The organism is Neorhizobium sp. BT27B, assembly GCF_050455485.1.
In the GTDB taxonomy this organism is placed as follows: domain Bacteria; phylum Pseudomonadota; class Alphaproteobacteria; order Rhizobiales; family Rhizobiaceae; genus Neorhizobium.
On sequence record NZ_JBCIYT010000004.1, the window covers coordinates 559,105 to 583,161 of the forward strand.

Annotated in this window: 23 protein-coding genes; 11 read left to right on the forward strand and 12 right to left on the reverse strand. The window is 59.7% G+C overall.

Annotation, left to right across the window (positions count from 1 at the left end; genetic code table 11):
* Nucleotides 1–45: 45 nt before the first annotated feature.
* The 6 genes from AAIH70_RS14295 (at nt 46) to AAIH70_RS14320 (ending at nt 5,799) form a co-directional block, all read left to right on the forward strand.
* Nucleotides 46–1,218, forward strand: coding sequence for an ABC transporter substrate-binding protein (locus AAIH70_RS14295; RefSeq protein ID WP_132274489.1), 1,173 nt, complete (start codon nt 46–48; stop codon nt 1,216–1,218).
* A gap of 279 nt (nt 1,219–1,497) precedes the next feature.
* Nucleotides 1,498–2,361: a branched-chain amino acid ABC transporter permease gene (locus tag AAIH70_RS14300; protein WP_132274485.1), complete on the forward strand. Its 864-nt coding sequence runs from the start codon at nt 1,498–1,500 to the stop codon at nt 2,359–2,361.
* Nucleotides 2,361–3,353 (forward strand): branched-chain amino acid ABC transporter permease, encoded by a 993-nt coding sequence (locus tag AAIH70_RS14305; protein WP_132274482.1) that lies wholly within the window; start codon nt 2,361–2,363, stop codon nt 3,351–3,353. Before AAIH70_RS14300 ends, AAIH70_RS14305 begins: the two co-directional genes overlap by 1 nt.
* On the forward strand, nt 3,350–4,111 hold the full coding sequence (locus AAIH70_RS14310) for an ABC transporter ATP-binding protein (RefSeq protein WP_132274479.1): 762 nt from the start codon (nt 3,350–3,352) through the stop codon (nt 4,109–4,111). Before AAIH70_RS14305 ends, AAIH70_RS14310 begins: the two co-directional genes overlap by 4 nt.
* Nucleotides 4,092–4,808, forward strand: coding sequence for an ABC transporter ATP-binding protein (locus AAIH70_RS14315; RefSeq protein WP_132274476.1), 717 nt, complete (start codon nt 4,092–4,094; stop codon nt 4,806–4,808). Before AAIH70_RS14310 ends, AAIH70_RS14315 begins: the two co-directional genes overlap by 20 nt.
* A gap of 97 nt (nt 4,809–4,905) precedes the next feature.
* The gene (locus AAIH70_RS14320) at nt 4,906–5,799 is read left to right on the forward strand and encodes a helix-turn-helix domain-containing protein (RefSeq protein WP_207908255.1); all 894 of its coding nucleotides are present in this window, start codon (nt 4,906–4,908) and stop codon (nt 5,797–5,799) included.
* A 661-nt stretch (nt 5,800–6,460) separates the two neighbouring features.
* Here the strand turns inward: AAIH70_RS14320 and AAIH70_RS14325 are convergent.
* Nucleotides 6,461–8,563, reverse strand: a complete 2,103-nt coding sequence (locus AAIH70_RS14325; RefSeq protein WP_132274473.1) for a TonB-dependent siderophore receptor — start codon at nt 8,561–8,563, stop codon at nt 6,461–6,463.
* 417 nt (nt 8,564–8,980) lie between these two features.
* Here AAIH70_RS14325 and AAIH70_RS14330 point away from each other — a divergent pair, with 417 nt between their 5' ends.
* Nucleotides 8,981–9,517, forward strand: coding sequence for a DUF2478 domain-containing protein (locus AAIH70_RS14330; RefSeq protein WP_165932030.1), 537 nt, complete (start codon nt 8,981–8,983; stop codon nt 9,515–9,517).
* A gap of 6 nt (nt 9,518–9,523) precedes the next feature.
* Here AAIH70_RS14330 and AAIH70_RS14335 read toward each other — a convergent pair whose 3' ends face one another.
* The 6 genes from AAIH70_RS14335 to AAIH70_RS14360 all read right to left on the reverse strand — a co-directional run bounded on the left by AAIH70_RS14335 (nt 9,524) and on the right by AAIH70_RS14360 (nt 15,968).
* A complete protein-coding gene (locus tag AAIH70_RS14335; protein WP_132274467.1) occupies nt 9,524–10,123 on the reverse strand; it encodes a histidine phosphatase family protein in 600 nt (199 codons plus the stop codon).
* Nucleotides 10,120–11,160: an ABC transporter ATP-binding protein gene (locus AAIH70_RS14340; protein WP_132274464.1), complete on the reverse strand. Its 1,041-nt coding sequence runs from the start codon at nt 11,158–11,160 to the stop codon at nt 10,120–10,122. The genes AAIH70_RS14335 and AAIH70_RS14340 overlap by 4 nt, the downstream gene beginning before the upstream one ends.
* Nucleotides 11,161–11,169: 9 nt before the next feature.
* On the reverse strand, nt 11,170–12,897 hold the full coding sequence (locus AAIH70_RS14345; protein ID WP_132274461.1) for an ABC transporter permease: 1,728 nt from the start codon (nt 12,895–12,897) through the stop codon (nt 11,170–11,172).
* 238 nt (nt 12,898–13,135) lie between these two features.
* Nucleotides 13,136–14,248, reverse strand: a complete 1,113-nt coding sequence (locus AAIH70_RS14350; protein WP_430034426.1) for an ABC transporter substrate-binding protein — start codon at nt 14,246–14,248, stop codon at nt 13,136–13,138.
* Nucleotides 14,249–14,329: 81 nt separating this feature from the next.
* Nucleotides 14,330–15,187, reverse strand: a complete 858-nt coding sequence (locus AAIH70_RS14355; protein ID WP_132274455.1) for a MurR/RpiR family transcriptional regulator — start codon at nt 15,185–15,187, stop codon at nt 14,330–14,332.
* Nucleotides 15,188–15,266: 79 nt separating this feature from the next.
* Entirely contained in the window at nt 15,267–15,968 is a 702-nt protein-coding gene (locus tag AAIH70_RS14360; protein WP_132274453.1) for a L,D-transpeptidase, read from the reverse strand.
* Between the two features lie 260 nt (nt 15,969–16,228).
* Here AAIH70_RS14360 and AAIH70_RS14365 point away from each other — a divergent pair, with 260 nt between their 5' ends.
* Together AAIH70_RS14365 and AAIH70_RS14370 are read left to right on the forward strand one after the other, a co-directional pair.
* Nucleotides 16,229–16,504 (forward strand): hypothetical protein, encoded by a 276-nt coding sequence (locus tag AAIH70_RS14365; RefSeq protein ID WP_132274451.1) that lies wholly within the window; start codon nt 16,229–16,231, stop codon nt 16,502–16,504.
* Nucleotides 16,504–16,743 carry a hypothetical protein gene (locus AAIH70_RS14370; RefSeq protein WP_132274448.1) on the forward strand — a complete coding sequence of 80 codons (240 nt, stop codon included), beginning with the start codon at nt 16,504–16,506 and terminating at the stop codon, nt 16,741–16,743. Before AAIH70_RS14365 ends, AAIH70_RS14370 begins: the two co-directional genes overlap by 1 nt.
* Nucleotides 16,744–16,785: 42 nt before the next feature.
* On the opposite strand, the gene AAIH70_RS14375 is transcribed toward AAIH70_RS14370, so the two are convergent.
* Nucleotides 16,786–17,664 (reverse strand): aldo/keto reductase family oxidoreductase, encoded by an 879-nt coding sequence (locus tag AAIH70_RS14375; protein ID WP_132274445.1) that lies wholly within the window; start codon nt 17,662–17,664, stop codon nt 16,786–16,788.
* 672 nt (nt 17,665–18,336) lie between these two features.
* On the opposite strand from AAIH70_RS14375, the gene AAIH70_RS14380 reads away from it, so the two are divergent.
* Nucleotides 18,337–19,446 (forward strand): AlbA family DNA-binding domain-containing protein, encoded by a 1,110-nt coding sequence (locus tag AAIH70_RS14380; protein WP_430034429.1) that lies wholly within the window; start codon nt 18,337–18,339, stop codon nt 19,444–19,446.
* Between the two features lie 508 nt (nt 19,447–19,954).
* Nucleotides 19,955–20,443 carry a hypothetical protein gene (locus tag AAIH70_RS14385; RefSeq protein WP_430034431.1) on the forward strand — a complete coding sequence of 163 codons (489 nt, stop codon included), beginning with the start codon at nt 19,955–19,957 and terminating at the stop codon, nt 20,441–20,443.
* Between the two features lie 137 nt (nt 20,444–20,580).
* Here AAIH70_RS14385 and hxsA read toward each other — a convergent pair whose 3' ends face one another.
* From hxsA to AAIH70_RS14405, 4 genes are read right to left on the reverse strand one after another with little or no spacing between them, the layout of a single operon-like run.
* Complete coding sequence (gene hxsA, locus AAIH70_RS14390; protein WP_430034433.1) at nt 20,581–21,267, reverse strand: His-Xaa-Ser repeat protein HxsA; 687 nt, start codon at nt 21,265–21,267, stop codon at nt 20,581–20,583.
* Nucleotides 21,186–22,274 (reverse strand): His-Xaa-Ser system radical SAM maturase HxsC, encoded by a 1,089-nt coding sequence (hxsC, locus tag AAIH70_RS14395; protein WP_430034435.1) that lies wholly within the window; start codon nt 22,272–22,274, stop codon nt 21,186–21,188. The genes hxsA and hxsC overlap by 82 nt, the downstream gene beginning before the upstream one ends.
* Nucleotides 22,271–23,677: a His-Xaa-Ser system radical SAM maturase HxsB gene (gene hxsB, locus AAIH70_RS14400; RefSeq protein ID WP_430034437.1), complete on the reverse strand. Its 1,407-nt coding sequence runs from the start codon at nt 23,675–23,677 to the stop codon at nt 22,271–22,273. Before hxsB ends, hxsC begins: the two co-directional genes overlap by 4 nt.
* The gene (locus AAIH70_RS14405) at nt 23,674–23,907 is read right to left on the reverse strand and encodes a hypothetical protein (protein ID WP_430034438.1); all 234 of its coding nucleotides are present in this window, start codon (nt 23,905–23,907) and stop codon (nt 23,674–23,676) included. Before AAIH70_RS14405 ends, hxsB begins: the two co-directional genes overlap by 4 nt.
* Between the last annotated feature and the right edge of the window lie 150 nt (nt 23,908–24,057).

Sequence of the window (24,057 nt, forward strand, 5' to 3'; positions counted from 1 at the left end):
ATGCGGAGGAGGAGGCCCATCGGGCTTCCGCATCAGGGAGGTAATATGAAAAAGTTTCTGGCAACCGCGATTGCCACGCTGGCACTCAGCGTCAGCGCGCAAGCGGCCACGATCAAGGTTGGCGTCGTTGGCCCGTTTTCGGGTCCGTTCGCGCTGCAGGGCAAAAATTTCAAGGCCGGTATCGATGCCTATATGGCGGTCAATGGTGCCAAGGTCGGCGATAACGATGTCGAGATCATCTATCGCGACGTGCCGCAGGCCGATCCGGCGCAATCCAAGGCGCTGGCGCAGGAACTGATCGTCAAGGAAGGCGTGCAATATCTCGCCGGCTTCTATTTCACGCCGGATGCGATGGCCGCGACACCGATCCTGCAGCAGGGTAATGTGCCGATGGTGGTGATGAATGCCGCCACCTCGGCCATCGTCACCAAGAGCCCATACGTGGTGCGCACGTCGTTCACCACCTGGCAGACCTCGACGCCGATTGCGCAGGTCGCGAAAGATGCCGGCGTCGACAAGGTCATCACCGTGGTCAGTGATTATGGTCCGGGCGTCGACGCCGAAAACGCCTTCAAGGCGGGTTTTGAAAAGGCCGGCGGCAAGGTCGTCGAGGCGATCCGCATGCCGCTCTCCACCAACGACTTTTCGCCGATCATGCAGCGTATCAAGGATTCCGGTGCAGGTGCGGTGTTTGCCTTCCTGCCGTCCGGCCCGACCACGCTCGGTTTCGTGAAAGCCTATAACCAGAACGGCCTAAAAACCGCCGGAATCAAGATTTTTGCGCCGGGCGACCTGACGCAGGAATCCGATCTTCCGGCATTGGGCGAATCTGCCGCCGGCATGCAGACGACCTTCCATTATGCCGTCAGCCACGACTCACCGGAAAACAAGGCCTTTGTCGAAGCCGCCTCCAAGGCGATCGGCAATCCGGCAGAACTGTCCTTCCCTGCTGTCGGCGCCTATGACGGCATGCATGTCATCTACAAGATGATCGAGGCAACCGGCGGAAAACAGGATGCCAAGAAGGCTGTCGATGCGGTCAAGGGCCTGTCGTGGACCAGTCCGCGCGGCCCGGTGTCGATCGATGCCGAAAGCCGTCACATCACCCAGAACATCTATCTGCGTGAAGTGACGAAGGGGGCGGAGGGGAAATACTTCAACAAGGAAATCAAGACGTTTGAGCGTCAGGGTGATCCGGGTCTGGCGGCCGCAAAGTAGGGTTTTCGTGGTGAGGTAGCCTGCTCAGCACGCTACCTCGCTTGCGACAGGGTTTTTATATGAAGCCAGTCCCCCTATGGCCTGCCGGCCATCTCCCCCACAAGGGGGGAGAAAACCAGCGGCACCCACTTGCCTCGATCGGACCTCGGCGGAGCGGCTGGGTTAAGCCCCTCCCCCTTGTGGGGAGGGGTTTGGGGCGGGGTCTTGTCCAATGACGCAAGCCAACCTCAAGAGTTGCCATATGAGAAAAGACCACACGACAAGGATCCATAACCACGCATGCAGACTGTTCTGAGCATAGCCATCGACGCGCTTGCCTATGGCATGGTGCTGTTCGTGATCTCGATCGGTCTGTCGGTAACGATGGGCCTGATGCGGGTCGTCAACCTTGCCCATGGGGCATTCGCCATGATCGGCGGTTATCTCGCCTCCTACGCCACGCGTGACCTCGGCCTCGGTTATGCCCCCGCCATCCTGATCGCCGTTGTCGCCACCGCCATCATCGCCGTGCCGATCGAACGCCTGCTCTACCGCCGCATCTACGGCGCGCCGGAACTGACGCAGGTGCTGATGACCATCGGCATCACCTTCTGCGTCATCGGTCTCGCCAACTATGCTTTTGGCCCGACGCTGAAAACCATTCCGCTGCCAGAAACCCTGAGTGGCTCGATCGATCTCGGTTTCCGCGCCATCGCCACCCACCGTATCTTCGCCATCGTCTGCGGCCTCATCGTCGCCGGTGGTCTGTGGTTCCTGATCGAACGCACCGCCTTCGGCATCCGCCTGCGCGCCGCCGTAGATAACGCGCCCATGGCCGCGGCACTCGGTGTGCGAACGCAACTGGTCTATGCCGTCAGCTTTGCAGTTGCCGTCGGTCTTGCCGCTTTCGGGGGCATCGTCGGAGCCGAGCTTCTGCCGGTCGAACCCTATTATGCGCTGCGCTACATGGTGACGTTTCTGGTCGCCGTATCGATCGGCGGCGCCGGCTCCATTCCGGGCGCTCTGATCGCCTGTCTGCTGCTCGGCGCCATCGACACGACCGGGCGTTACCTCGCTCCGGAATATGGCGAGTTCTTTTTCTATCTCGCGGTGATCGTCATCGTCACCCTCTTCCCGCGCGGTCTGGCAGGGCGGTTCAAGTAATGGCAGTTCTGATGGATAGCACTCTTCCCACACGCCGCCGGCCACTTGGAACGCTGATCGGCATTGCCGTCATCATCGCCGCCAGCGTCATCGGCTATTTCCTGTTTCCCAACAATCTGGCGCTGCTCACCCGCATCGTCGCCACCATGCTGCTGGTCCTGTCGATCGATCTCGTCACCGGTTATTGCGGCGTCGCCACGCTCGGCCATGCGGCGCTGTTCGGGGCAGGGGCTTATGGCGCCGGCATCGTCTCGGCGCATTTCGGCATCACCGAGCCGCTGACCATGACGCTGATCGGCGCTGTCGCCGGTGCCCTGGCGGGCCTCGTTTCCGGCATCGTCATCCTGCGCGCCCACGGCCTGCCGCAACTGGTTCTGTCCATCGCCGTCGTCCACCTGTTCCACGAGGTCGCCAACAAGGCATCAAGCTGGACCGGCGGCAGCGACGGTCTCTCCGGCATCACCACGGATGCATTGCTTGGCCTGTTCGAATTCGATCTCTGGGGCCGCACCGCTTATATTTATGGAATCGTCCTGCTACTGATCGTGTTCGTGTCTTTGCGTATCCTCGTGCAATCACCCTTCGGCATGCTGGCGCGTGGCGTGCGGGAGGATCCGGTGCGTGTTGCCGCCATGGGCGCGTCGGTCCATTCGGTGATGCTGCGCATGTACGTGATATCCGGTGCGGTCGCCGGCGTCGGCGGTGCGCTCAATGCCATCTCCACCCAGGTCGTCGGGCTCGACAGCCTGTCGTTTACGCTTTCGGCGGAAGCGCTTGTCATGTTGGTGCTCGGCGGCACCGGGTCTCTTTACGGCGCCATGGTCGGCACCGTCTCCTTCATGTGGTTCGAGGATGTGGTTTCCGCCGCCAATCCGTTCCATTGGCTCACCATCGTCGGCGCGCTTTTGATCGTCGTGGTGCTGTTCGCGCCAAAAGGGCTGTACGGCTCGGCCGCCGCCTTCCTGTCGCGCCGCCGTGGAGGTGAAAGATGAGCCTTTTCGAAGCCAAAAAGCTGCGCAAGAATTTCGGCGGGCTTGCTGTCACCAATGACGTGTCGCTGTCGCTTGCCGCCGGTGATCGGTTGGCGCTGATCGGCCCCAACGGCGCCGGCAAAACCACCTTCGTCAATCTCGTGACCGGTCATATCAAGCCGGATGGCGGGTCGATTGCATTGGCGGGCGAGGACATTACCGGTGTGAAAGCCATGCAGCGCGTGCGCCGCGGTCTGGTCCGTTCCTTTCAGGTCACGCGGCTTTTCGCCGATATGACGCCGCAGGAACATGTGGCGCTCGCCATCCTGCAACGCGATGGCAAGGCCAGCCGCATGTTCGGCCGTCATGATGCCATGCGTCCTGTCGTGGAAGAGGTCGGCGAAATTCTCCACCTGCTGGGCTTGAGCGAGCTTGCCCATCTGAAGGTCCGCGAAATCGCCTATGGTCAGCAGCGCCTGCTGGAAATCGCGCTCGCCATGGCGCTTAGGCCAAAGGTGCTGCTGCTGGATGAGCCGGCCGCCGGCGTGCCGCAGAGTGAAACGGCCCGCATTGAACGCGCACTCGACATGCTGCCGCCGGACCTCGCGGTGCTGATGATCGAACACGACATGGATCTGGTTTTCCGGTTCGCAAAACGGGTCATGGTGCTGGCCGCCGGCACTGTCATTTTCGATGGCTCGCCGCAGGATGTGACGCAGGATGTGGCTGTGCGCGAAGCTTATCTGGGGAGTTATGCCAATGCCGGCAGCGCCGCTTGAGGTGATAAAACTGTCGGCCGGTTACGGTCCGACGCGCGTAATCGAGGACATCTCGTTTTCCGTACCGGCCGGCGAGCGTCTGGCCGTGCTCGGCCGCAACGGCATGGGCAAGACCAGCCTGTTCGCCACCATCGCCGGCCAGACGCGGCGTTACGGCGGCGAAATCCGTCTTGGCGGCACTGACATCTCCGCTCAGCCCAGTGCCGCCCGCGCACTGTCCGGCCTCGGATATGTGCCGCAGACTCGCGACGTGTTTCCGAGCCTGACAGTCGAGGAAAACCTGTTCGTCGGCCTGAAGAACCGCCCGAAATCAGCCGTCGAGGAAGCCTACGCCATGTTCCCGCGGCTGAAAGAGCGGCGCGGCAATCTCGGCAGTCAACTCTCCGGCGGCGAACAGCAGATGCTATCGACGGCCCGCACCATTCTTGGCCAGCCGAGCGTGCTGCTGCTCGATGAACCGCTGGAGGGTCTGGCGCCGGTCATCTGCGAGGAACTGATGGCGGCCTTTTCGCTTCTGGCACAATCCGGCGAAACCACCATTCTTCTTGTCGAACAGCGCATCCAGAGCGCGCTGGAATTCGCCGATCGCGTGATGATCATGGAGCGCGGCCGCATAGCCTGGACGGGCACGCCGCAGGCACTTTCTGCCGATCAGGAAACGGTCGATCGGCTGCTCGGCGTCGGCGGCCTGCATTGATCGACTAAAGGCGGCCGATTGCCTGACCTTGTCATACATGATAGCTGTGCTCATCTTTTGAGGCGTTTGCCCCGCCATGTTTATCATCGGGTATCGAGTGAGCTACATCCCATCCATGACTGCCTATACGGAAGGCATCACGCCGACAGCACCGGTCAAATGGCGCTGCCTCGATGGCGCGGTTGGCGTTTTCTGGCAGGCAAGCTGCAAGGTCGGCGCGAAGGGTTATTATGTGTCACCCGATCCGAGGGTGATGATTTTCTTCAACGACATTTCGGCGCAGTTCCGCATGTCGAACCACGGCGAAGGGGCGGTGCGGCATTTCCGCTCCATGACACGGGCGATCTATGTGCCGGCCGGTGTTCCGATGTGGACATCCGCCTGCGCCGATCATCGTTTTTCGCATGTGGATGTGCACATTCATCGTGACCGGCTTTTGAAATTCCTGGCGCCGTCGCTTGGCACCTCCGCGGCCAGAACGGCATTGACGAGGCCTGTAGAGACGCAGGATATCGGCGATATAGAAATACTGGCCGGCTTGCTGGTGGCGGAAGTCGAAAATCCCAGCAAACACCCGGTCTATGCCGAAAGCCTTGTCGGCAGTCTCGTCACCGGTCTTCTCGATATCCCGGTCGATGAAGGCGACGGCTGGAACCACAGGCTTTCGCAGGCGCAGATGGCCAAGCTGGTCGCGCGCGCGGCAATGGAAGGCGGACTGAAGCTGACGGTTGCGGAAATGGCAATGACGGTCGGTCTGTCCGAAAGCTGGTTCAACAAGGTGTTCAAGAACACGACCGGTCAGACACCATTGCAATGGCAGCTGGGCCGCCGCGTCGAACTGGCGCAACGGATCATGCTGGAAAGCGACATGACCGTGACGGATGTGGCGGCAAAACTCGGATTTACCGATCAGGCGCATCTCACCAAGACATTCAAGCAGGTGGTCGGCGATACGCCGGCATCGTGGCGGCGTTTGCAAAGGGCGCGGTAGGGGCGTTGTCGTCTCGTCCTGCCAGCTGCGACATTGGTGTCGCAAATCGAGCAGTTTACCCCAATTGCCACATTTCATTGAAGTTTTATTCGAGCTTATTCAAGCGCTTGAAAAAGTAGATCCCGACTTCATCCACACCCTCAAAACCCGTGCCTACACTGATCCTGTTCCATCGCTGATACGGGAGGCGTCCCGGCGAGTTGGCGCCGGCGCTGGGGTTGAGGAAACGACGTAAGTTCTCAATTCCGGGGTTCGCGGAAACTGGTTCACCTCCGGCGACACGGGGGAGGTGTTGAGGGCGTCAAACCTCGTCTGGCTTCTGAAGCCCGAAAGAGCGCGCCGGGCGTGCCTATGCGGCACACATGATTGCCGGTCGGTGGCGAGAGCGGTTCCTGAACCGCTTTAATCATCGGGATGGCTTTTGCAGAGCAACCGAAGTCGCGGGCAAAAACCGCCGAAACGGGGCACGGCGCGTGTCATATATAAACCTAAGTCAGAGGCACAAACCGTGTCCCGACCGCATAACCCGCAGATTGGCGGGTGTTTTTTGAAAATCTGAAGATCGCCAAGGGCTCAGTCTGCCCTTTTCCCAAGCCGTCCAACTTCAGGGCGAAATCTTGCGGAAAAACCCCGCCCGGATTTCCGGGCGGGGTTGTGATTGTTACCAGCTCTGGCGAAGCGTCGCCATGATGGTCCTGCCGGCATTGTAGAACTTCACGCCTTTATCATCGTCCCGCTGTGCAATGTGCTTCTCGTCGAACAGATTGCTGACATTCAGCTGGAACGTTGTGTTCGGCTGGATCTTGTAGGTGAAGGCAGCATCGAACAGGATGGCTTCCTCGCCATACGCGGTGTTCTGGATATTCGTGAAATACTCACCCGTATATCTGGCGCCCAGCCCGAATGTCATGTCGCCGCGTTTGTCATTTCCTTCGAGCGTGTAGGTGCCCCAGACAGATGCGAGATGTTCCGGAACGCGCATCAGTCGATGACCGTCATAAAGTCCGCCGGGTTCCTCGATTTTGGAATTGATATAGGTATAGGCGGCAATCAGGCTGATATTGTTGGTGACCTCTGCCTTGGCCTCCAGTTCGATGCCGCGGTGCCGTACCTTGTCCACGGTTGCGGGAACATAGATGACGCCGTCATCTACGGTGATGTTACCCTTGGAAAGGTCGTAGACTGACGCGGTGAACAGGGCAGGGAAAGCGTCCGGCTTGTATTTGATACCGACTTCGTACTGCTTGCCGGTTGTCGGCTGGGCTCCTGTTGCCGGCGGGGCGACGGATTCGCCATAGCTTGCAAAGGCAGCCAATTCTGGCGTGATCTTGTAACTGACGCCAATACGTTTCGTGAACTCGCTGTAGCTGCCAGACTGTCCGTCCTCGCTGAGATCAAGCCAGTCGTTGCGCATGCCCAGGCTGACCGTCAGCCGGTCGGAAAACGTCAGCTCTTCCTGAAGGTAAAGAGCCTTGGTTTTTTGATCGGTGGCGGTGAGGTAGACCGGTGTCCCTGCCGCCGGGCCACCGCTATAGGCCGGGTTCAGCCAGTTGATCGGAGCTGCAGATGTGTAAATCCAATAGTTGTCCGAGCTGTATTTGTTGTACTCGGCGCCGACCAGTGTACGGCTATCGACGTTTTCGAAATTGGCCTCATACGTCAGGTTGGCGTCGATTATGAATTGATCGAAAGATCTGTCGCTGCCGTAGAAGTAGCGCGTTGCCTCATTGGTCGCGCTGTTGGCCGTATCGAGGTATGCGCTGCCGGCATCCACGACCGAGCTGCTGTAACGTGCCTTGGAACCGAAGGTCAGACCATTGCCGAAGTCATGATCCAGCATCAGGCTGTAGCTGTTGCGGTTGACATCGTTGAAATAATAATCCGGCTCACCGAAAAATGCGGAATTGTCGAACTCGCCGTAGAGAGGGTAACCGCCGCTACCGGGAACCCCCTTCTTGTCCAGATGATCATAGACGAATGTCAGGCTGGTCGCATCGGTCGGGCGCCAGGTCAGGCCGCTCATGAAGAAGTTTTCATCGTCGCGCGAAAAATCGTATTCCGCATCGGCGCGCTGCAGCTTTCCCGTCAGGCGATAGGAAAGGGTATCGTCCTCGGTGATGTTGTCACCGAAGTCGAAGCCGACTTCCTTGTGCGCATAGGAGCCGCCGGTCGTGTAGACTTCGCCGAAGCGCTCGCTCTTCGGTGTTTTCGTAACGTAGTTCACCGAGCCGCCGGGTTCAGCCACGCCAAAGCCGGCAGAGCTGACACCTTTAAGGATTTCCATGCGTTCGTAGGCATAGGGCTCTTCCTTGATGCCGGCGAATGTTCTGCCAATCCCAAGGCCATCGCGGTAGGTATAGGGTGTGAAACCGCGAATATCGAAATAGTCAAAACGGTCGTCGGTTCCGTAAAAGTCGGTGGAGACGCCGGCCGTATATTGAACGACCTGTTCGACGCTGGTCGCGCCGCGTTCCTGAATTTCCTTGGAGGTGACGACAGACACGGAAGCCGGCGTCGTCAGCACTTCGCTCGGCAGCTTGCCGGCACCGGTCGTGCGGTTGGCGATGATCGTCTTGGAATCGTCATCGCCGCCATTGCCCTCAACGGTAATGGTCTGGAGAACCGTTGCCGACCCGGAATCCGCGTCCTGCGCAGCCGCGAGCGCGGGCGACAGTGCGATGATTGCGGTGCAGCTCAGAAGAACCGCGTTGGCTCGGCGTGTAAAAGTCCGCCGCTTGGTTCGGCCGGTTCTCTTGCTATCCATTTTTCACGTTCCACAGGTTAGACACATACTGAAAGATACCGGCACTAAAGCAGCGCGATCCTTTTTCGGAGATGTCGCATGAAACGAAGGCCGTCCATTCCATCCGGTTTGCAGCTTACCGGATCGGAGGTGGTTGGTAACGCCGATGTGATATCCCCGGCAATTTACTAACCTGAGCTTAATGATCAGGTATTGTAGCTTTCCGGTGTTTTGTAGAAAACCATGGAATTTTCCAGCCGGTTTTGCTGAAACTGTCGATATTCATTGATGGTGTGGCGAAGTTGCACAGCAGTGGCCCGACTGTCGGGAACTTCAAGAGGTTAACGCGTCTCAACCGCAGTCGGTGATTCCCGCGTGCACGGTTCGCCGCAATCGGTTATGTCGGCCGCGATGACCGCACGAACCGGAAAAGCCGCCATGCCGAACATGCGCTCTGCCCCGCTGGCAGCCATATTGCTGCGGAAAGACATCGCCGCCGAACCACTGTTCGATTCGCTTATCAAAACGCTTCGGGCGGATGGTGTGCATGCCGCCGGTTACGTCCAGCGAGAATATCCGGCGCCGCCCGGCCATGATGCCGAGGTTGTCGCGGAAGATATCGAGACCGGCGAGACCTTTGCGATCATGCAGCCGCGCGGTGGTCCCGGCTCCGGTTGCCGTCTGGATACCGGCGTGCTTGCCGATCTTGCCGGTCGCATACTTGCCCGGCTGGAAAGGGATGCGGACCTCTTGATTCTCAATCGGTTCGGCCGAACCGAAACCGAGGGAAACGGACTACGCGCCGTTTACGAAAAGGCCATCGAACTTGGTCTGCCGGTGCTGACCTCCGTCAAGCCGGAGCATGTCGATGGCTGGCAAGCCTATACCGGCGACATGTCCGTGCTTTTGCCTTGTAATGAAGAGGCCGTTCTCGACTGGTGTCGATCGGGTCTGGCGCGTGAGGCCGGCAGCTAACCTGCCTCAATCCGGCGCGTCGATGATCGGCGCGAATGTCGTGGCATTGAACACTTCCAGTCGCGGCTCGCCCTTGGGAAATGCAAGAATGGTGAGGCTCGCCGGACCGACCGGAATGATGCGCGCCGGCGGCAGGCCGAGCGCGCCGTCGAGTGCGGCGCGGATGACGCCACCGTGGCACACCATCAGCACCGTCTCGGCTTCGGCGGTGATCGCCCGGTCCAGCGCCTGGCGGATGCGGGCGCGAAAATCGGCCCAGATCTCGCCATTCTCGGGCGCAAACGTGCCGGCCCGCCAGCCGGCATAGGCGCTCGGCGCATCGGTCATCAACTGGGCGATATCCATGCCGGTCCAGGCGCCGACATTCTGTTCGCGCAACAGCGGTTCACGCACAGCATCTTCGTGGCCCAGAAGCGCTGCGGTGTCAGCCGCGCGCTTGAGATCGGACGTCATCACGAGGCCGGGGCTAAAACTCGCCACCATCGGCGCAAGCGCCTCCGCCTGCTGTTGGCCGCGTTCGGAAAGCTCGATATCGGCCTGTCCCTGCAGTCGGCGGATGGCGTTCCATTCGCTTTCGCCGTGGCGAACCAGAAGGATGCGTTTCATGACATGCGTGTTCCCTGTTTATCAAAAATTGCCGCCGGTGCAGATGGCAGGCGGAACCGTAATTTGCCCGAAGGGCGGGCGACCTGATCTGAAACGGCGGTGATGCGGATGCCGTTGGCGATGCCGGTCACCAGAAACCGGCCTGCCATCGGCACCACCTCGGCCAGAACCGCCTCGAACGTGCGTGGGCCATTCTCGTTGGCAAGCGTGATCTGCTCAGCCCGCACCATGGCGTGGCCGGAGGACCCCCGCAGCAGCGGGTCGGGCATGGTGCCGAACCACATGCCGTTTTCGATCGGGATGAGGTTGGCGGCCGGCGTGCCGACAAAACCGGCAACAAAGGCCGAGGCCGGTTCAGCCAGCAACCTGTCCGGCGCATCGAATTGCTCGATACGGCCATTGTTCATCACCGCCACATGCGTCGCCATGGTCATGGCCTCCACCTGGTCGTGGGTGACGTAGACGGCGGTGGCACCGGTGGCTGCGTGAACCTTCAGCAGTTCGAAGCGCATTTCCACACGCAGCGTTGCGTCGAGGTTGGAAAGCGGTTCGTCGAACAACATCACTTTTGGCCGCGGCGCAATCATGCGGGCCAGTGCTACACGCTGTTGCTGGCCGCCGGAAATCTCGCCGGGATAACGGTTGGCGAGCTTTTCGATGCCGAGCATTTCCATCGCGTCCAGCACGCGGGCGCGGCGTTCTTCTTTCGGCAGCTTGGCGACCTTCAGCGGCCATTCGATATTGCCAGCCACGGTCATATGCGGCCATAGCGCATAGGACTGGAACACCAGCCCGGCATTGCGGTCTGCCGGCGGCAGCGACAGGCCGGCTTCACCGTCCGCCACCAGCGTATCGCCGAACCGCATTTTTCCCGATGTCGGCTGGTCGAGACCGGCCAGCATGCGCAGCATCGTGCTTTTGCCGCAGCCGGAAGGCCCAAGCAGCACCAGAAACGAGCCTTCCAGCACGGAAAAGCTGACATCGGAAACGGCATTGGATGTGCCGAAGGATTTTGTGATCTTGTCGAGGGAAATCACGGTGTGACCTCAGGTAAAGGACTGGCGACGGCGGCCGCGCAGAAGCGTGGCGGCGCCGGTGGCCAGCATTGAAATGATCAGGATGACCAGCGTCACCGCATTGGCGAACTGGTGGAACCCGTCGGATGCGTAGGAATAGGACAGCACGGCCAGCAGCGGAGACGTTGGGGTGTAGAGAAGAATGGTGATCGCCAGATCGCCGATGACATTGACGAATGTGATCAGCAGACCGGCGGCAAGCCCGCGCGCCGCCAGCGGCAGCGTGATGGCACCGAGCCTGCGGAAGAAACCGGCACCGGTCATGCGCGCCGCCTCGTCGATATCGCCGGATATCTGCGAGACGGTTGCCCGGCCCGTCTGCACCGCGAAGGGCAGCATGGCGGCGGTCAGCGCCAGTGCGAGCAAAAGCTTGGTGCCGTAAAGCGCCGGCAGCGGGCCGATGGGCGCGCCGTAAAGCGCGATATAGGCGGCGGCAAAGGCGATGCCGGGCAGCAGCATCGGCAGAAAGCTGAGTTGCGACACGAGGTTGCTCAGCACCGGCACTTTTTGTCGTGTCAGAGCGACCGCGATTAGCATGCCGATGATGTTGGCGGCCAGTGCCACGGATGCGCCAAGGACCAGCGTCGTTGTCAGCGCTGAGAGAAGCTGCGGATTGTGAAAGATGCCGGGCTGACCGCGCGCGAAGGCCGGGTCGGCATCGCCGATCCAGTAATGCAGCGTCCAGTCGGAAAATAGCGACAGGGAGGACGGTGCAAGGCTTGCGGCTACGAGAAGCAGGATCGGCAGGATGGTGGTGAGAATGCAGATCACCCATGCGACCACCGTCAGCGGCAGACGGGCACCGTCAAGCGCAAACCGGCGCGGCTTTGCACCCTTGCCCCCGATCGTCGCAAAGCTGCGGCGGCCGGAAAGCATACGGTTGCCGAGCCCAAGGAAGATTGCCGAAATGCCGATCAGCAGGATGGCAAGCACGTAACCGCGCTCAGTCTGGCCGATTTCGATCATGCCGAACAGGCGGGTGGAGAGCGTCTGCATCCTGACCGGGAGGCCGAGCAGCGCAGGTGCTGCAAAATTGGAAACGGCACCGGCAAAGGCCAGCGATCCGCCAGCAATGATGGCGGGTGTGACGACAGGCAACACGATGCCGAACAGAATACGTTTTCGCGAGGCACCGGTCATCTGCGCGGCTTCGACGAGATCGCCGTTGACGGTGGCAAGCGCTGCGGCGATCACGGTGAAGGCGAGCGCATAATAGTGCGCGATGAGCACGATGATGGTTGGCGTCATGCCCCAGGACAGCCAGTCGGGCACGGAAAAGCCGAGGCCTTCCAGCAGGCCGCCGCCACCGCCTACGCGGCCGTTGCGGAACACCGTGCCCCAGGCCAGCGCCGTGGCAAAGCTCGGGATCATGAAGGGCAGCGTCGCCATGAAAGCGATGACCGGTCGGCCGGGAACGTCGGTCATCACGACGAGCCACGCAAGAAAACCGCCCAGCAGCACGCAGCCGGCCGCGACGCCGAGGCCGATGATCATGGTGTTGATCGTCGGGCGCCAGAACAGGTTTTGCGACAGGCGGCTGGCCAGCACATCGCCCCATGCTGATGAGGATGGGTAGACAGTCTGGACAAGGATCGTGGCAAGTGGCGCCGCCACCAGCGCAACAAGCACCAGCGCCATGGTGAGCGTCAGGCCGCGTTTGTTGAGTGCTGAACCGATCGGCCCGAGCAGGGTGGTCATGGGGTACTCCGGAAATGTTCGGGCTCGCGGTTTGCCCCTCACCTGCAATTTCTAACACTTAGCTGCGCTAAGAGTTGAAATTGCTTCCTCTCCCGCAAGGGGAGAGGTAATCCGCGGTGAGGGCATCCATCGACCTCTCCCCTTGTGGGAGAGGATACAAAATCACGGCCTTAGCAAAGCTAAGTCGTAGATTTTGTTGGTGAGGGGCTCGTTACGGTGAACCAACCCCATAGGCCTGCTACTGCAGTGCGAGGATAAAATCCGCCACCTCTGCCCGGATCTTCGCCGTCTCGGCCGGTGCCATCTGCCAGCCCTTGAAGTCGGCGAGCGGAATGGCATCCTTGTGCGGCTTGATGTCGGCGCGGTTTGCCCAGTCGCCGGCCACGTAGAAGGGTTTGAAGCCGTCACCACCGGTTTCCGTCTCGTCACCCATCATGAAGTCGACGGCGAGACGGGCAGCGGCAGGGCTGGCGGGCTTCGGGTTCAGGGCCAGAAGCGCCGGGAAAACGATGCCGTTGGAAGGCGCCACGTCGTTTGCCACCTGCAAGGCCCAGCCTTCATCCTCATTGTCGCGACGGTCGGAATAGCTGGTGAAGCCGATCGGTGGCTTGTCCTGGCCCTTGGCGCCGATTGCCTTGTTCACATCGTCGGTCGAGCCGACCAGAACGAGGTCGTTGGCAAACAGGTTGGTGATGAACTGCTGGCCGGCGTTATGATTGCCGTCGGTCAGCTCGATCTTCTTGCCGAAGGCGGCTTCGTAAGCCGTCGCCATCTCGTCGGATTTCAGAACGATCTCGGTCATCAGGTCGAGATAGTCACCGCGCTGCAGCGGATCGACCATGATGACGCGGCCCTTCCATTCCGGCTTGGTCAGGTCCCACAGGTTCTTGACCGGCGAGCCGTTCGGATGGGCTTCTTCGTTATACATCAGAACCTTGGTGGACAGGCGCTGGGCCAGAAGCGGCGATTTGAACTGGTCAGCCAGATCACCGGCCACCCGCGGCGGCACATAAGGTGCGACCAGCTTGTTGGCAAAAAGTTCGGTCAGCACCACCGGAGCATCGGAAATGTAGATCACGTCGGCGCCGGGAAGACCGGCCTGCGCCTCGCTCTTGATGCGGGCGATCTGCTCGGTCGATGACATGTCGAACGTCACCATATCGATGCCTGGATAAGCGGCTTCAAATGCCTTTTCGACGCGACCGATGCGGCTCGTAAACGCGTAGACCGTTACCTTGCCTTCCTGTTTGGCCTGCGGCAGCAGGTCGGCAGTGCTCTTGTTATCAAGTTCCTGGGCGAAGGCAGCCGTCGTCATCAGAAACGCGGCGGCAGTGGTAAGAATGCGGCGCATGGAAGTGGCTCCGTTGTTGGGTCTGAGCCGTTTGTAATGTTTTCTTGCTACAGTTTTGTGACGTGCAAGTTTACTTGCAAGTCATGCCTCGAACTTTGCAATCAGGCTGCCCAGCCGGTCGAGCGTGGCAAGTGCGTCCGGCCCCCGCCTTTCAGCAAGCGCCAGGATAATGGCATTGCAGATGGCCATCGGCACGGTCAGCGTCTGAAAGCTGTCGGGCATGCCGGCGCGGGGGGCAGACAGCAGCACATCCGGGCTCGGCGTCAGCGACGGGCCGATCGTGCCGGAAATCACCACGGTTCGTGCCTGCATGTCGGTCGCCACCTGCATCAGCCGCTCGTAATCCGGCGGCTGGCGGCGGAAGGCGAAGATGAGAAGTGCGTCGTCTCCGGAGAGCGTCAGCATCTGCTCCGCCAGATCGCGCGGGCTGCCCGAAAGCGGATGGCTGTCGATGCCGAGCCGGCGCAGGCGGCGCTCCATCAGCACCGACAAAACTTCGGCATTGCCGTGTCCGTAGATGAACACGCGCCGGCAATCGAGCTTGTCGGCCGCGTCCAGAATGCGGGCATCGGTAATGTGGTCGGTCATGCCGGCAAGAGCAGCCATTTCGCTGGCCACCAGCAGCGGCAGAAACCCTTGCGCGCGGGCGTCGTTCAGCGTCGCGGAAATGCGCTCGGCCGGATCGGCGACTTTCAGGAATTCTCGGCGCAGCTCGTCTCGAAATTCGCTGTAGGAGGCAAAACCCAGCTTGCGGGCAAGGCGAGATGTCGTTGCCTCATGCACGCCCAGCCGGGCGGCAAATTCGCTCGAGGTGCCGATCGCCACTTCACGCGGCGCCCGCATCAGTTCGGAAATCAGCTTCTGCTCGGTCGCTGTCAGGCTGCCGGCGACAGCCTGAACACGCTCGACCAGTGCTGTGTGAACGCTATCTTTCGCCATTTGCCGTGCCCGCTATTTATCTGCCAATCGGGCTAGCCCGGCACGGCAACAAAATCAACGTTCACGGCAAGCCGCGAGCCTATTGATGCACGACGATCCGGGCGTGATAGGGTACGCGCGTGTAAAGATCGATGACATCCTGATTGATCAGGCGCACACAGCCGGAAGAGGTGGCCTTGCCGATCGACTGCCATTCCGGCGAACCGTGCAGGCGGTAAAGTGTGTCCTGATTGTTCTGGAAGATGTAAAGCGCACGCGCACCGAGCGGGTTCTTGACGCCCGGATCCATGCCGCCGTTTTCGACGGAGAAACGGGAAAGGCCGGGCTGGCGGGCAATCATGTCGGCGGGCGGCTTCCACCGCGGCCAGGGCTGGCGCCAGTGAATGACGCCTTCGCCCTGCCAGGCAAAACCGTCACGGCCGATGCCGACACCGTAGCGCATGGCCGTGCCGCCTGGCTCTACCACGTAGAGAAAACGGTCGGGTGTGGCGACGACGACCGTGCCGGGCGTTTCGCCGGTCGGGTCGATGACGCGCTGGCGATAATATTTCGGGTCGATCTGCTGGTAGGGTATGGCCGGGATCTGGTGGCCGCCATCCGAAATGGCAGCATAGCGCGCCTGCAATTCGGCTTCCGTTGCCGGAACGATCGGGCGGCGCACCTGTTCTGGAACAGGCACGTTTTTCGGGCCTGTGCTGGTGGCGCAGCCTGCAAGAGTGGCTGTCATGGCGGCGGAGCCGATGACGAAGGCGCGCCGCGACAGTTGAAGTTCGGTGGTCATGGGAGGGTACGGAATCTCTTGGAAACAATGATGATCCGTTCTGAACCGGCGCTTTGCGGCGGACAAGCTGGTGGCCATCACATTGGCGGCATTTCCATGCCGTTGCTGAAAAGCTCGGCAAATATGCCACGCTTGCGGCAATCGCGACAAAAAGCCTGTGTGAGGCGTGGCTGTGTTGCGCGCAAGCTGTGGAAACCGGCGCCAAGCCGGTATATCTCAAACATTCCCGGTCTGAAGGGATGAAACCAATGGAAGACGACATGACGAACGAACCCGACGAACCCGAGATGGAACGCTCCGAGCTGGCGGGCGAGTTCACCGAGGATGACGTGACTGTCCTCGTCGATATCTATCGTCCGGCCGGCACACAGAACGACTGGATTCTCGAAGTCATCACCGAAGAGGACGACCTGACGAGCTGGGAAGAGCCTTTTGCCACCGACCGCGAGGCTTTCGAGGAGTTTCTGGCCACCGTCGAGCGCGATGGCATCCGTTCCTTCTTCGGCGGCGAGGATCCCGAACCGGCGGTGCATTGATGAAACGTGTCGATGACCTGATCCAGTCGGCGCGGGCCGTGCATGACCGTTACGCCAACGGCCGTATGGATCGCGAGATCGTCCGCCAGTGGGCAATCGGTCTCGGCGGTTATCCGGAACCCCATGCGACGGCAGTGGCGGAGGCCATCGCATGGCTCAAGCCGTCGCGTGACGGCGCTGATCCGATCGAGTTGAAGGTCGCCGATCTGGCGAGGCTGCAGGCGATTTACAGCGCTTGAATGTGGGCCCCTCCCGCAGGAGAGGCCCTTTTCGGCTGAAACTCAAGCGGCCTTGATTGCCGCCACGCCATCCAGTTCGGCCATCACGTCGTCAGACAGCTCAACATCCGTTACCGCCAGGTTTTCGCGCAGGTGCCCGACCGACGACGTGCCGGGGATCAGCAGGATGTTCGGCGAGCGCTTCAGCAGCCATGCCAGCGCCACCTGCATCGGCGTTGCCCCAAGGCGGGTTGCGACATCCGAGAGCGTCGAGGATTGCAGCGGGCTGAAACCGCCAAGCGGGAAGAACGGCACATAGGCGATGCCGTCACGGGCGAGATCGTCAATCAGTGCATCGTCATCGCGATGTGCCAGATTATACGCGTTCTGTACGCAGACGATGTCGGCGATGCGGCGGCCTTCGGCAAGCTGTGTCGGGGTTATGTTGCTGAGGCCGATATGGCGAACAAGACCCTTGCGCTGCAACTCGGCCAGCGCCGTCAGCGGCGCTTCAAGCGACCCTTCCGCCGGACCATGCACGCCGAACATCAGGCGCAGATTGACGACATCGATGACATCGAGGCCGAGGTTTTTGAGGTTGTCGTGGACAGCCTGTTCCAGTTCCTGCGCCGAAAAGGCCGGCAGCCAGGATGCATCTTCGCCACGACGCGCGCCGATCTTGGTGACGATGACGAGATCATCCGTGTAGGGATGCAGCGCTTCCTTGATCAGCTTGTTGGTGACATGCGGGCCATAAAAATCGCTGGTGTCGATATGGTTCACGCCGCTTTCTATCACCTCCCGCAGCACGGCGATGGCCGCGTCATGATCCTTCGGCGGGCCGAAAACACCCTTGCCGGCAAGCTGCATGGCGCCGTAGCCGAGCCGCTTCACTGTCCGGTCGCCGAGTGTGTAGGTGCCGGCCTTGTCGATATTGGTCATGATCGTTCTCCTTTGTGGAAGTTCATGTAAGTTGTCTTAGGTTGAGTAGGAAAATCAGGGGATTGAATGCCGAAAGCCCCGAGTAGATGTCTCGAAAATCGAGCTCAGATGTCTCAAAAAATAAGATCCTGATATCATTGGGGTTTCCGCCCTCGACTCTTGTTGCCAGTCCGGCATGCATTGGTGTGTGTTGAGGTAGGCTCGCGACGCCACGTCAAGGCTGGCCCGACGAGTTGTGCGGAAACTATGCGCCCGCCGCGCTGGCGACAATTCGGCCAAACACGGACGGCCTGTGCGGCTGCCGGCACAATCGGCCGCCACGGGCAGAGATTCTCGTTGGAAATCGGTTTGTCTGTCCATGAGCCATGCGGCATGCGCAATCGTGCGCTTTTCGGCATTGATGTTTTCTGAGGTCGCAACGCTTGGATAAGGTACGGCGCGCCCGGCAGGGTCTGGTCTGCTTAGATATGAAGGGAGCGCGAGGTCAGCGTATAGAAGGAGCGTCAGCCGCCGAGAGCCGTGAAGAGGAAAGCTTTGTGAATTCGGAGAAGCGGCTGATCTGGTATGCTCGCGCGCAAGCTGCTTCGCTCTTGGAAACCGCCTTACGGCGGATCTCCCCTGAGCCACTGGTTCCAACTCGGTCGGTTTGCATAATAGAAGAGGATTGCTGCAATGACGATTACCTCCCCGACCCGCGAACTTATTGAGAGCGGCAGAATTGCGGAATCGGCGCACTACGACTTCAAACAGGAAGTCGATCTGGACAAAAAGTATCCGAACGGTGGGAAGTCCGCGAAAGAGCGTTTCATCGACGATGTCGTGGCCTTCCTCAACACCGAAAGCGGCGGACATCTGGTCATAGGGGTCAAAGAGGCCGATGGCGTCTGGGAGAGCTACATCCCGCTGACAAGCGACCGCGAGAAAACGTGCAACCGTTTTCTCCAGGTGATCCAGTCTTCGATCGATCCTATTCCGACAGCGGTCGAAGTTTTGCCGATCGACGTGCCGGGCGGTTACGTTCTCGACGTCAATGTCGGCGCTCATTGGAAAAAACCATATCAGAGCCGAATTTCCGGTTCTTTCTACATACGGTCCGGAGCGCGAAACCGCGTGCTGTCCGTTCCCGAAATCATGGAGATGTCCGCCGCTATCGAAAAGATGGAGGCCGACCTGACGCGCCTGTATCGGGAGCACGAACGAGAGCTCGTCTCGCTCGAACTCAACCCAGTAGATCTGTATTCGTCTATCGTCATCGGGGAGCGACGGCCAGAAACCGCATCAATGTCAGTGCCACGCTTAACGTTCGGGGTACTTCCGCGACAGTACTACAATCGCTCACAGGTGCGATACAATCCCGCGAAAATGTCCCATACGGGAATCGCCGCCTTTCACGGCAGTCACTATCCTAAGCTAAAGGGCGGCCCGGGCGGCTTCGAAGCAAAGCTGCTGCACGAGCGGCTGTTTGTGGGAACCGACTGGCATATCCTCGGTCACGTGAACGAGCCTTTCGACAGCGATCACGGAAGACCGAACGTATCGCTGCTCAGGCAAAAGCTGACACGCTACCTGTCATCGGTGTCGCGTTTCCTAAAGGACGAGGGAATCCTCGGGCCTTACGCGGTGATGCTGGGCATCGATAATCTTGACCAGCTAGAAGGATGGTCGGACCGCGGGTTGCCAACGGGAGTCGGGGATGCAAGGCCGACTGTCGTAGGAGAGCTTTATGACGACGCGATGATATCGAACCTTATCGAGCAGGTCCGCAGTGCGGTGTTCGATTGAGACGATATAGGTGATGTCGAGGTCAACGTCCGACATCTGTTCGCTGGAGGTCGCCGGTGAAACCGCAGAGATCGGCGAGACAACCGTGTCACGAGACGGACGAGTTACTGCGGGCTGGTAAGAACAGTAGATATCAAGCCGTTGCTCTACCCACCGCAAGCCGAGGCCCGTCATTGAATTCATCTCATGCCGATGAGCCGTATCAAGGAGAAACGCCGAATGACGTAAGTCTCTCGTGGCCTATTTCACGTGCAGCGGCTGCAAGCGTTACAATGCCATCAGCCAAACATGCGCGCCGATCGGCACGTTCGTAAATTGATAACGTTTTGCTGGTATGGGTAGTGTTGCGCGATCCGCGATGCATAAAGATGCTCGGCCCTTTCCCCGATCGGCGAAAATAATTCCAAGAATTCGATATTTTTTTCGGCCCGTTTACGGATTGCCGGCACCTTTCGGCAATTTTAGCTACGTCGCCGCTTCCGGCGATGAGCTAAAATGGAGTAAGTAATTGAAAATTCTGGCATCAACCTGCTTTTTCAGCGAGGAAAGCAAGCCGAGGCGGCATCCCCTATTTCAGGACCTCGTGAGGCGACATAATTTCGTGGTCTCCACTGGCACTCTCGCCGATACCTACCGCGGCATCATCAGGCTGCGTAGGAGCCATCCGTTGAAGGCGGTTGGGCTTGAACTCTGGCTCGCCGAGGCAAACGAAAGATGGCCTGTCCTTGTCGGTCGCGAGCGCGAGTTCTTGCGTGTCGAGGCCGAAATGCTCGAATGCGTGCCCCTCAAAAATATCTGGATGCCTCAGCCCAGATCGACACGGCCCGGCTTCGGTCACCAAGTCTCTATCGCGGCGACAGCCATAGCCTACGATCTTCCGATCGCAAGCTATGGCGTCGACACGTATGCTATCATCGATAGCCATTTCCAGCTTCCCGGACTCATTGACGCGAAAACGGGAAACTGGGTCACAGGTAGTAAAAGACGGGCCGCCTAAGCGGTAGTCTCCTGGTCGGGAGGTCCGATGCCAGTCGGATCTCCCGGTTAAAGTTATGGCCGGCAAAGCTTAACAAAACGCCGGCGCCGCGGGCTTCGTCGGCCCTTCTTGACGCTTCCGTTCTCGCGAATACTCGGTCAGTTCGCGGCAATACCGAGCGCGCTTAGGGTCTCCGAAGTGATCGTCCCGGTGACCTTCAGATTGTTGGCTTGCTGCATCGACTGCAAAGCGGCTTTGGTACCAGCGTCCACCACGCCGGTGATCGCGCCCTCATAATATCCGTAGGCTTTCAGTCCCGTCTGAACCAGAACGACGATCTCTCGAAATCGGTTGCTGTTCCCCGGAAGGACTTTCTGGGTGGGTGGAGAAGGTGCAGTCGGAAACTGGCCTGCCGAGTTTCCGGACGGAGCCGTGTACACGGAAGCCGGCGGTGCTGACGGACCGGGCGAGGGAACCGCATATGACGGCGCAGGTGGTGAGTACGTCGTCGAAGGTGGAGAATAACTCCTGGACGGCAGATACGAGCCTCCGCTGCTCGAGCGGTGACTGCTGTGGGAACTGTGAGATCGATGACTGGAATGCGAGCGATGGCCCGCCAGCGTAAAGAGATGCTGCAGGCGGAGACGCTCCAGAATGGAAGGCGGCTTGGGCTCATGTATCGTCGGGGATACGGGCGCGGCGGTGGCTTTCGAGGGCATGAAGCCCGCTGCGAGCAGAGAGGGAATAAGGAAGATCCGAGATTTCATAGCGCACCCAATCGGCTGAAGCCGTTCTTGTGATCGTACCATTGGAAGAAGCCACCGCAGTCGGACTGCGCCGAGCATCCGTCGCAGAATACCTCGTGCTTGTTCTTCCAGTCCGAGATCGTGCGCGGCGCAAGAACGCGATACGCAGCCGGCAGGGAACACAGCGGAAAATTGTACAGAGTGACGGTTGTATCCCTGGCCGTCGCTATATCGATCGCGCGCCCCAGCATGCCGAAATCCGAAGACGTGTCCTTGAATGACAAGTGCCAGTTCATTCGGCCGTAGCCGATGTTTTCGAGATGCATGATCGCCCATCGATCGATAAACGGGAGACGAGTGGCAATCTGTTCGGCAAGCGCGGGCAACTCCTGCCAGTTCTGTCGCAAGACGACCGTTCTCAGTTCCACGGCCGCGCCCGACCGCATGAGCAGGACCATTGAACGCATGAGTCGATGATAGGCACCGACCTTACCGACGATCGCATCGTGATTCGATGGATCGGGCGAGTATAGCGGAATGCCCCACAGGATACGCTCGGGTCCGATCGCGACAAGCCTATCTACATCGTCCGGCTCGAAATGCTGTCCGTTCGACAGAATATGGAACCTGAGGTCCGGCCGATCGGCTGCCAGGTTCTCCAACATCGAAAAGAGGGCCTGCTTATGTAACAGGGGCTCGCCTCCCGAAATCCCGATATAAGCGCCCGCCGGAGCCAACGACGCCGCCGTCTCGAGTTGGGCGAACATATCGACATGGTGTTTCTTCGGCGGTTGCGAGCACATCACGCAGAGCTGGTCGCACTGCTCCGTTATCAAAAGGGTATTGTGAGCAGAGCTCGCTCGAATTATGCGGGCGGCGCTTCGTTGCCCCGGTGCCAGAAGCAGGACGTCGTTGTCCAGCGGCATGCCGGCGTCGCCGTACACCACGAGAGAGAAGCCGCAGAAGTCGTACTCGCGCCGGTCGTCAGCCCGATCGATCAGCAATGCGTCATGGGGGCCGGGTAACCCGTCGAAGGTTTCGCGTAACCGAACCACAGTCGGATGATCCAGCGGCGGAGGATCGACTTTGACGCGCAGGTCGATCATGCGTGGGTTCTCGCGAGGCTAGGATCGAAGTTCTCGACCCCGGCCCAAATGGCCATCGACTTGCGGACCTTCGCGTCGGTCGAGTAGATCATCTCGAAGATCTTGTCGAATATGGCCGTATGTCGTCGGCAGAAATGCGTAATGTGACGCGGCATGTCTATCCGTCCGTATCTCGAAAGGTCGTCAATCACGTCGACCCCGCAGAACGCCTGATATGGACAGTGCATGCAGTCAGGATCGAAGTTGTTAAGCGCCCCCTCGTTCAGTTCGGAAAGCACCTCGGTCCGCAGTCCGGTATGTACGTCGCCGAGCCGGAGGTCGATCTGGCCCACGCGCGTGATCATCCTTGCTTCGTCCGTGGGGTAGAATGTACCGTCGTAGTCGATCACGAGGTAGCTCTCCCCCACGATGTTAGGGTTCCGGAGGTCGACGTGGCCATCGTGTCCGGACCGTAGAACACGCCGTAGGCAATGGGTGAAGTAATACTCTTCGACCGGATGGTCGGACGTCCAGTTGTGAGCTACCAAAGCGTCGATGAAGTCCGAGTGGTAGCTGTTCCAGGAAGAAGCGGAATCCTTGGTCGTGAAGCGTTTTCTTGCAAATCCCTGATGGTTCACGGGCCTGAGGTAGATCGACCTCATTCCGTAGCGAGCAAACGTTTCCACGACATCGACGGGTTCCGGCGGAGCGGTCGGGTCGACGGTAGGCAGAGCGGAAACACGGTCGGGGAACGACCGTACCGCCTTTTCCAGGTTTCCGAGAAACTGGGAGGTCATGTCGGCGGAGATGGTCCGCTGACGCTCGTGTAGGGCGATCGTTGCATCGAGAGACGTGCTGGTCGAAGTGTCTTCCTCGCCAAGAAACTCCCAGGCCTCGTCGCTCACTTGTTGCAGGTTGGTACAGACCACGAAAGACGAGGTCTTAAATCTTGACCGGGCAAACTCTCTCACACGCTGCAGGACGTCCAGACGCAGAAGCGGTTCGCCGCCCTGAAACTCTATTTTGATGTCGTCAGTATGGAGCGTATCGAGCCAGCGTATGACCGCGACCAGCGTTTCTTCGTCCCAATCATACCCGCGGGCCCCTTCGTTGACCCGCGATACCTGACAGTAGCTGCAGGCCAGATTGCATCGAAGCGTGGGAACTAGAATGACGTAGTTCAGGTTTCGTGGCAGATGCAGCCGCTGCGCGAAACGATAGGAAAACGCCGCGAAGTCCAGATCGGAAGCATCGTCGAACGAATGTCCTGATCTTCGCAGAAAACTGTGATCGCTTTCGTTAAGGTCGTCGGTCGCGTATCTTTCCAGGAAAGCCTCGTCGGATTTGAAGTAGCCGCCCGCGTCATCGGCGAACAGGACGCCAAGCTCGTCGAGATGTCTGAATTTCAGTGGGAAAACCGTCATACGAGGATCCCGCGGATCAGCTCCTGACGCAGTTGCAGGGTCTCTGCGAAGATCTTTTGGCGATAGAGGACGTACTTGAATTCGGCGGCCACCGCCGCGTAAGGTGCGCCGCTTTTCAGTATGACGTGATCATCGCCTACCTCGACCTGCACAGTTGGATGGAGGTATTCGAAACGCGCGACTGCATCAGGCAAAAAAGCGCGGAAACTTGATTTGATTTCGATTTTCATGGAAGCCCCGGAAACCCTCAAGGGTTGTATAGCAGGACAGAACCATTCGAAAGTACCAAGATGTCGAATAATAGTAAGCGCGATTTTCCATGCACCTTGCCGTAGGCGGCATCTCTGAACCAGCGCCTTTTCGAAGCGATATCCTGGTCT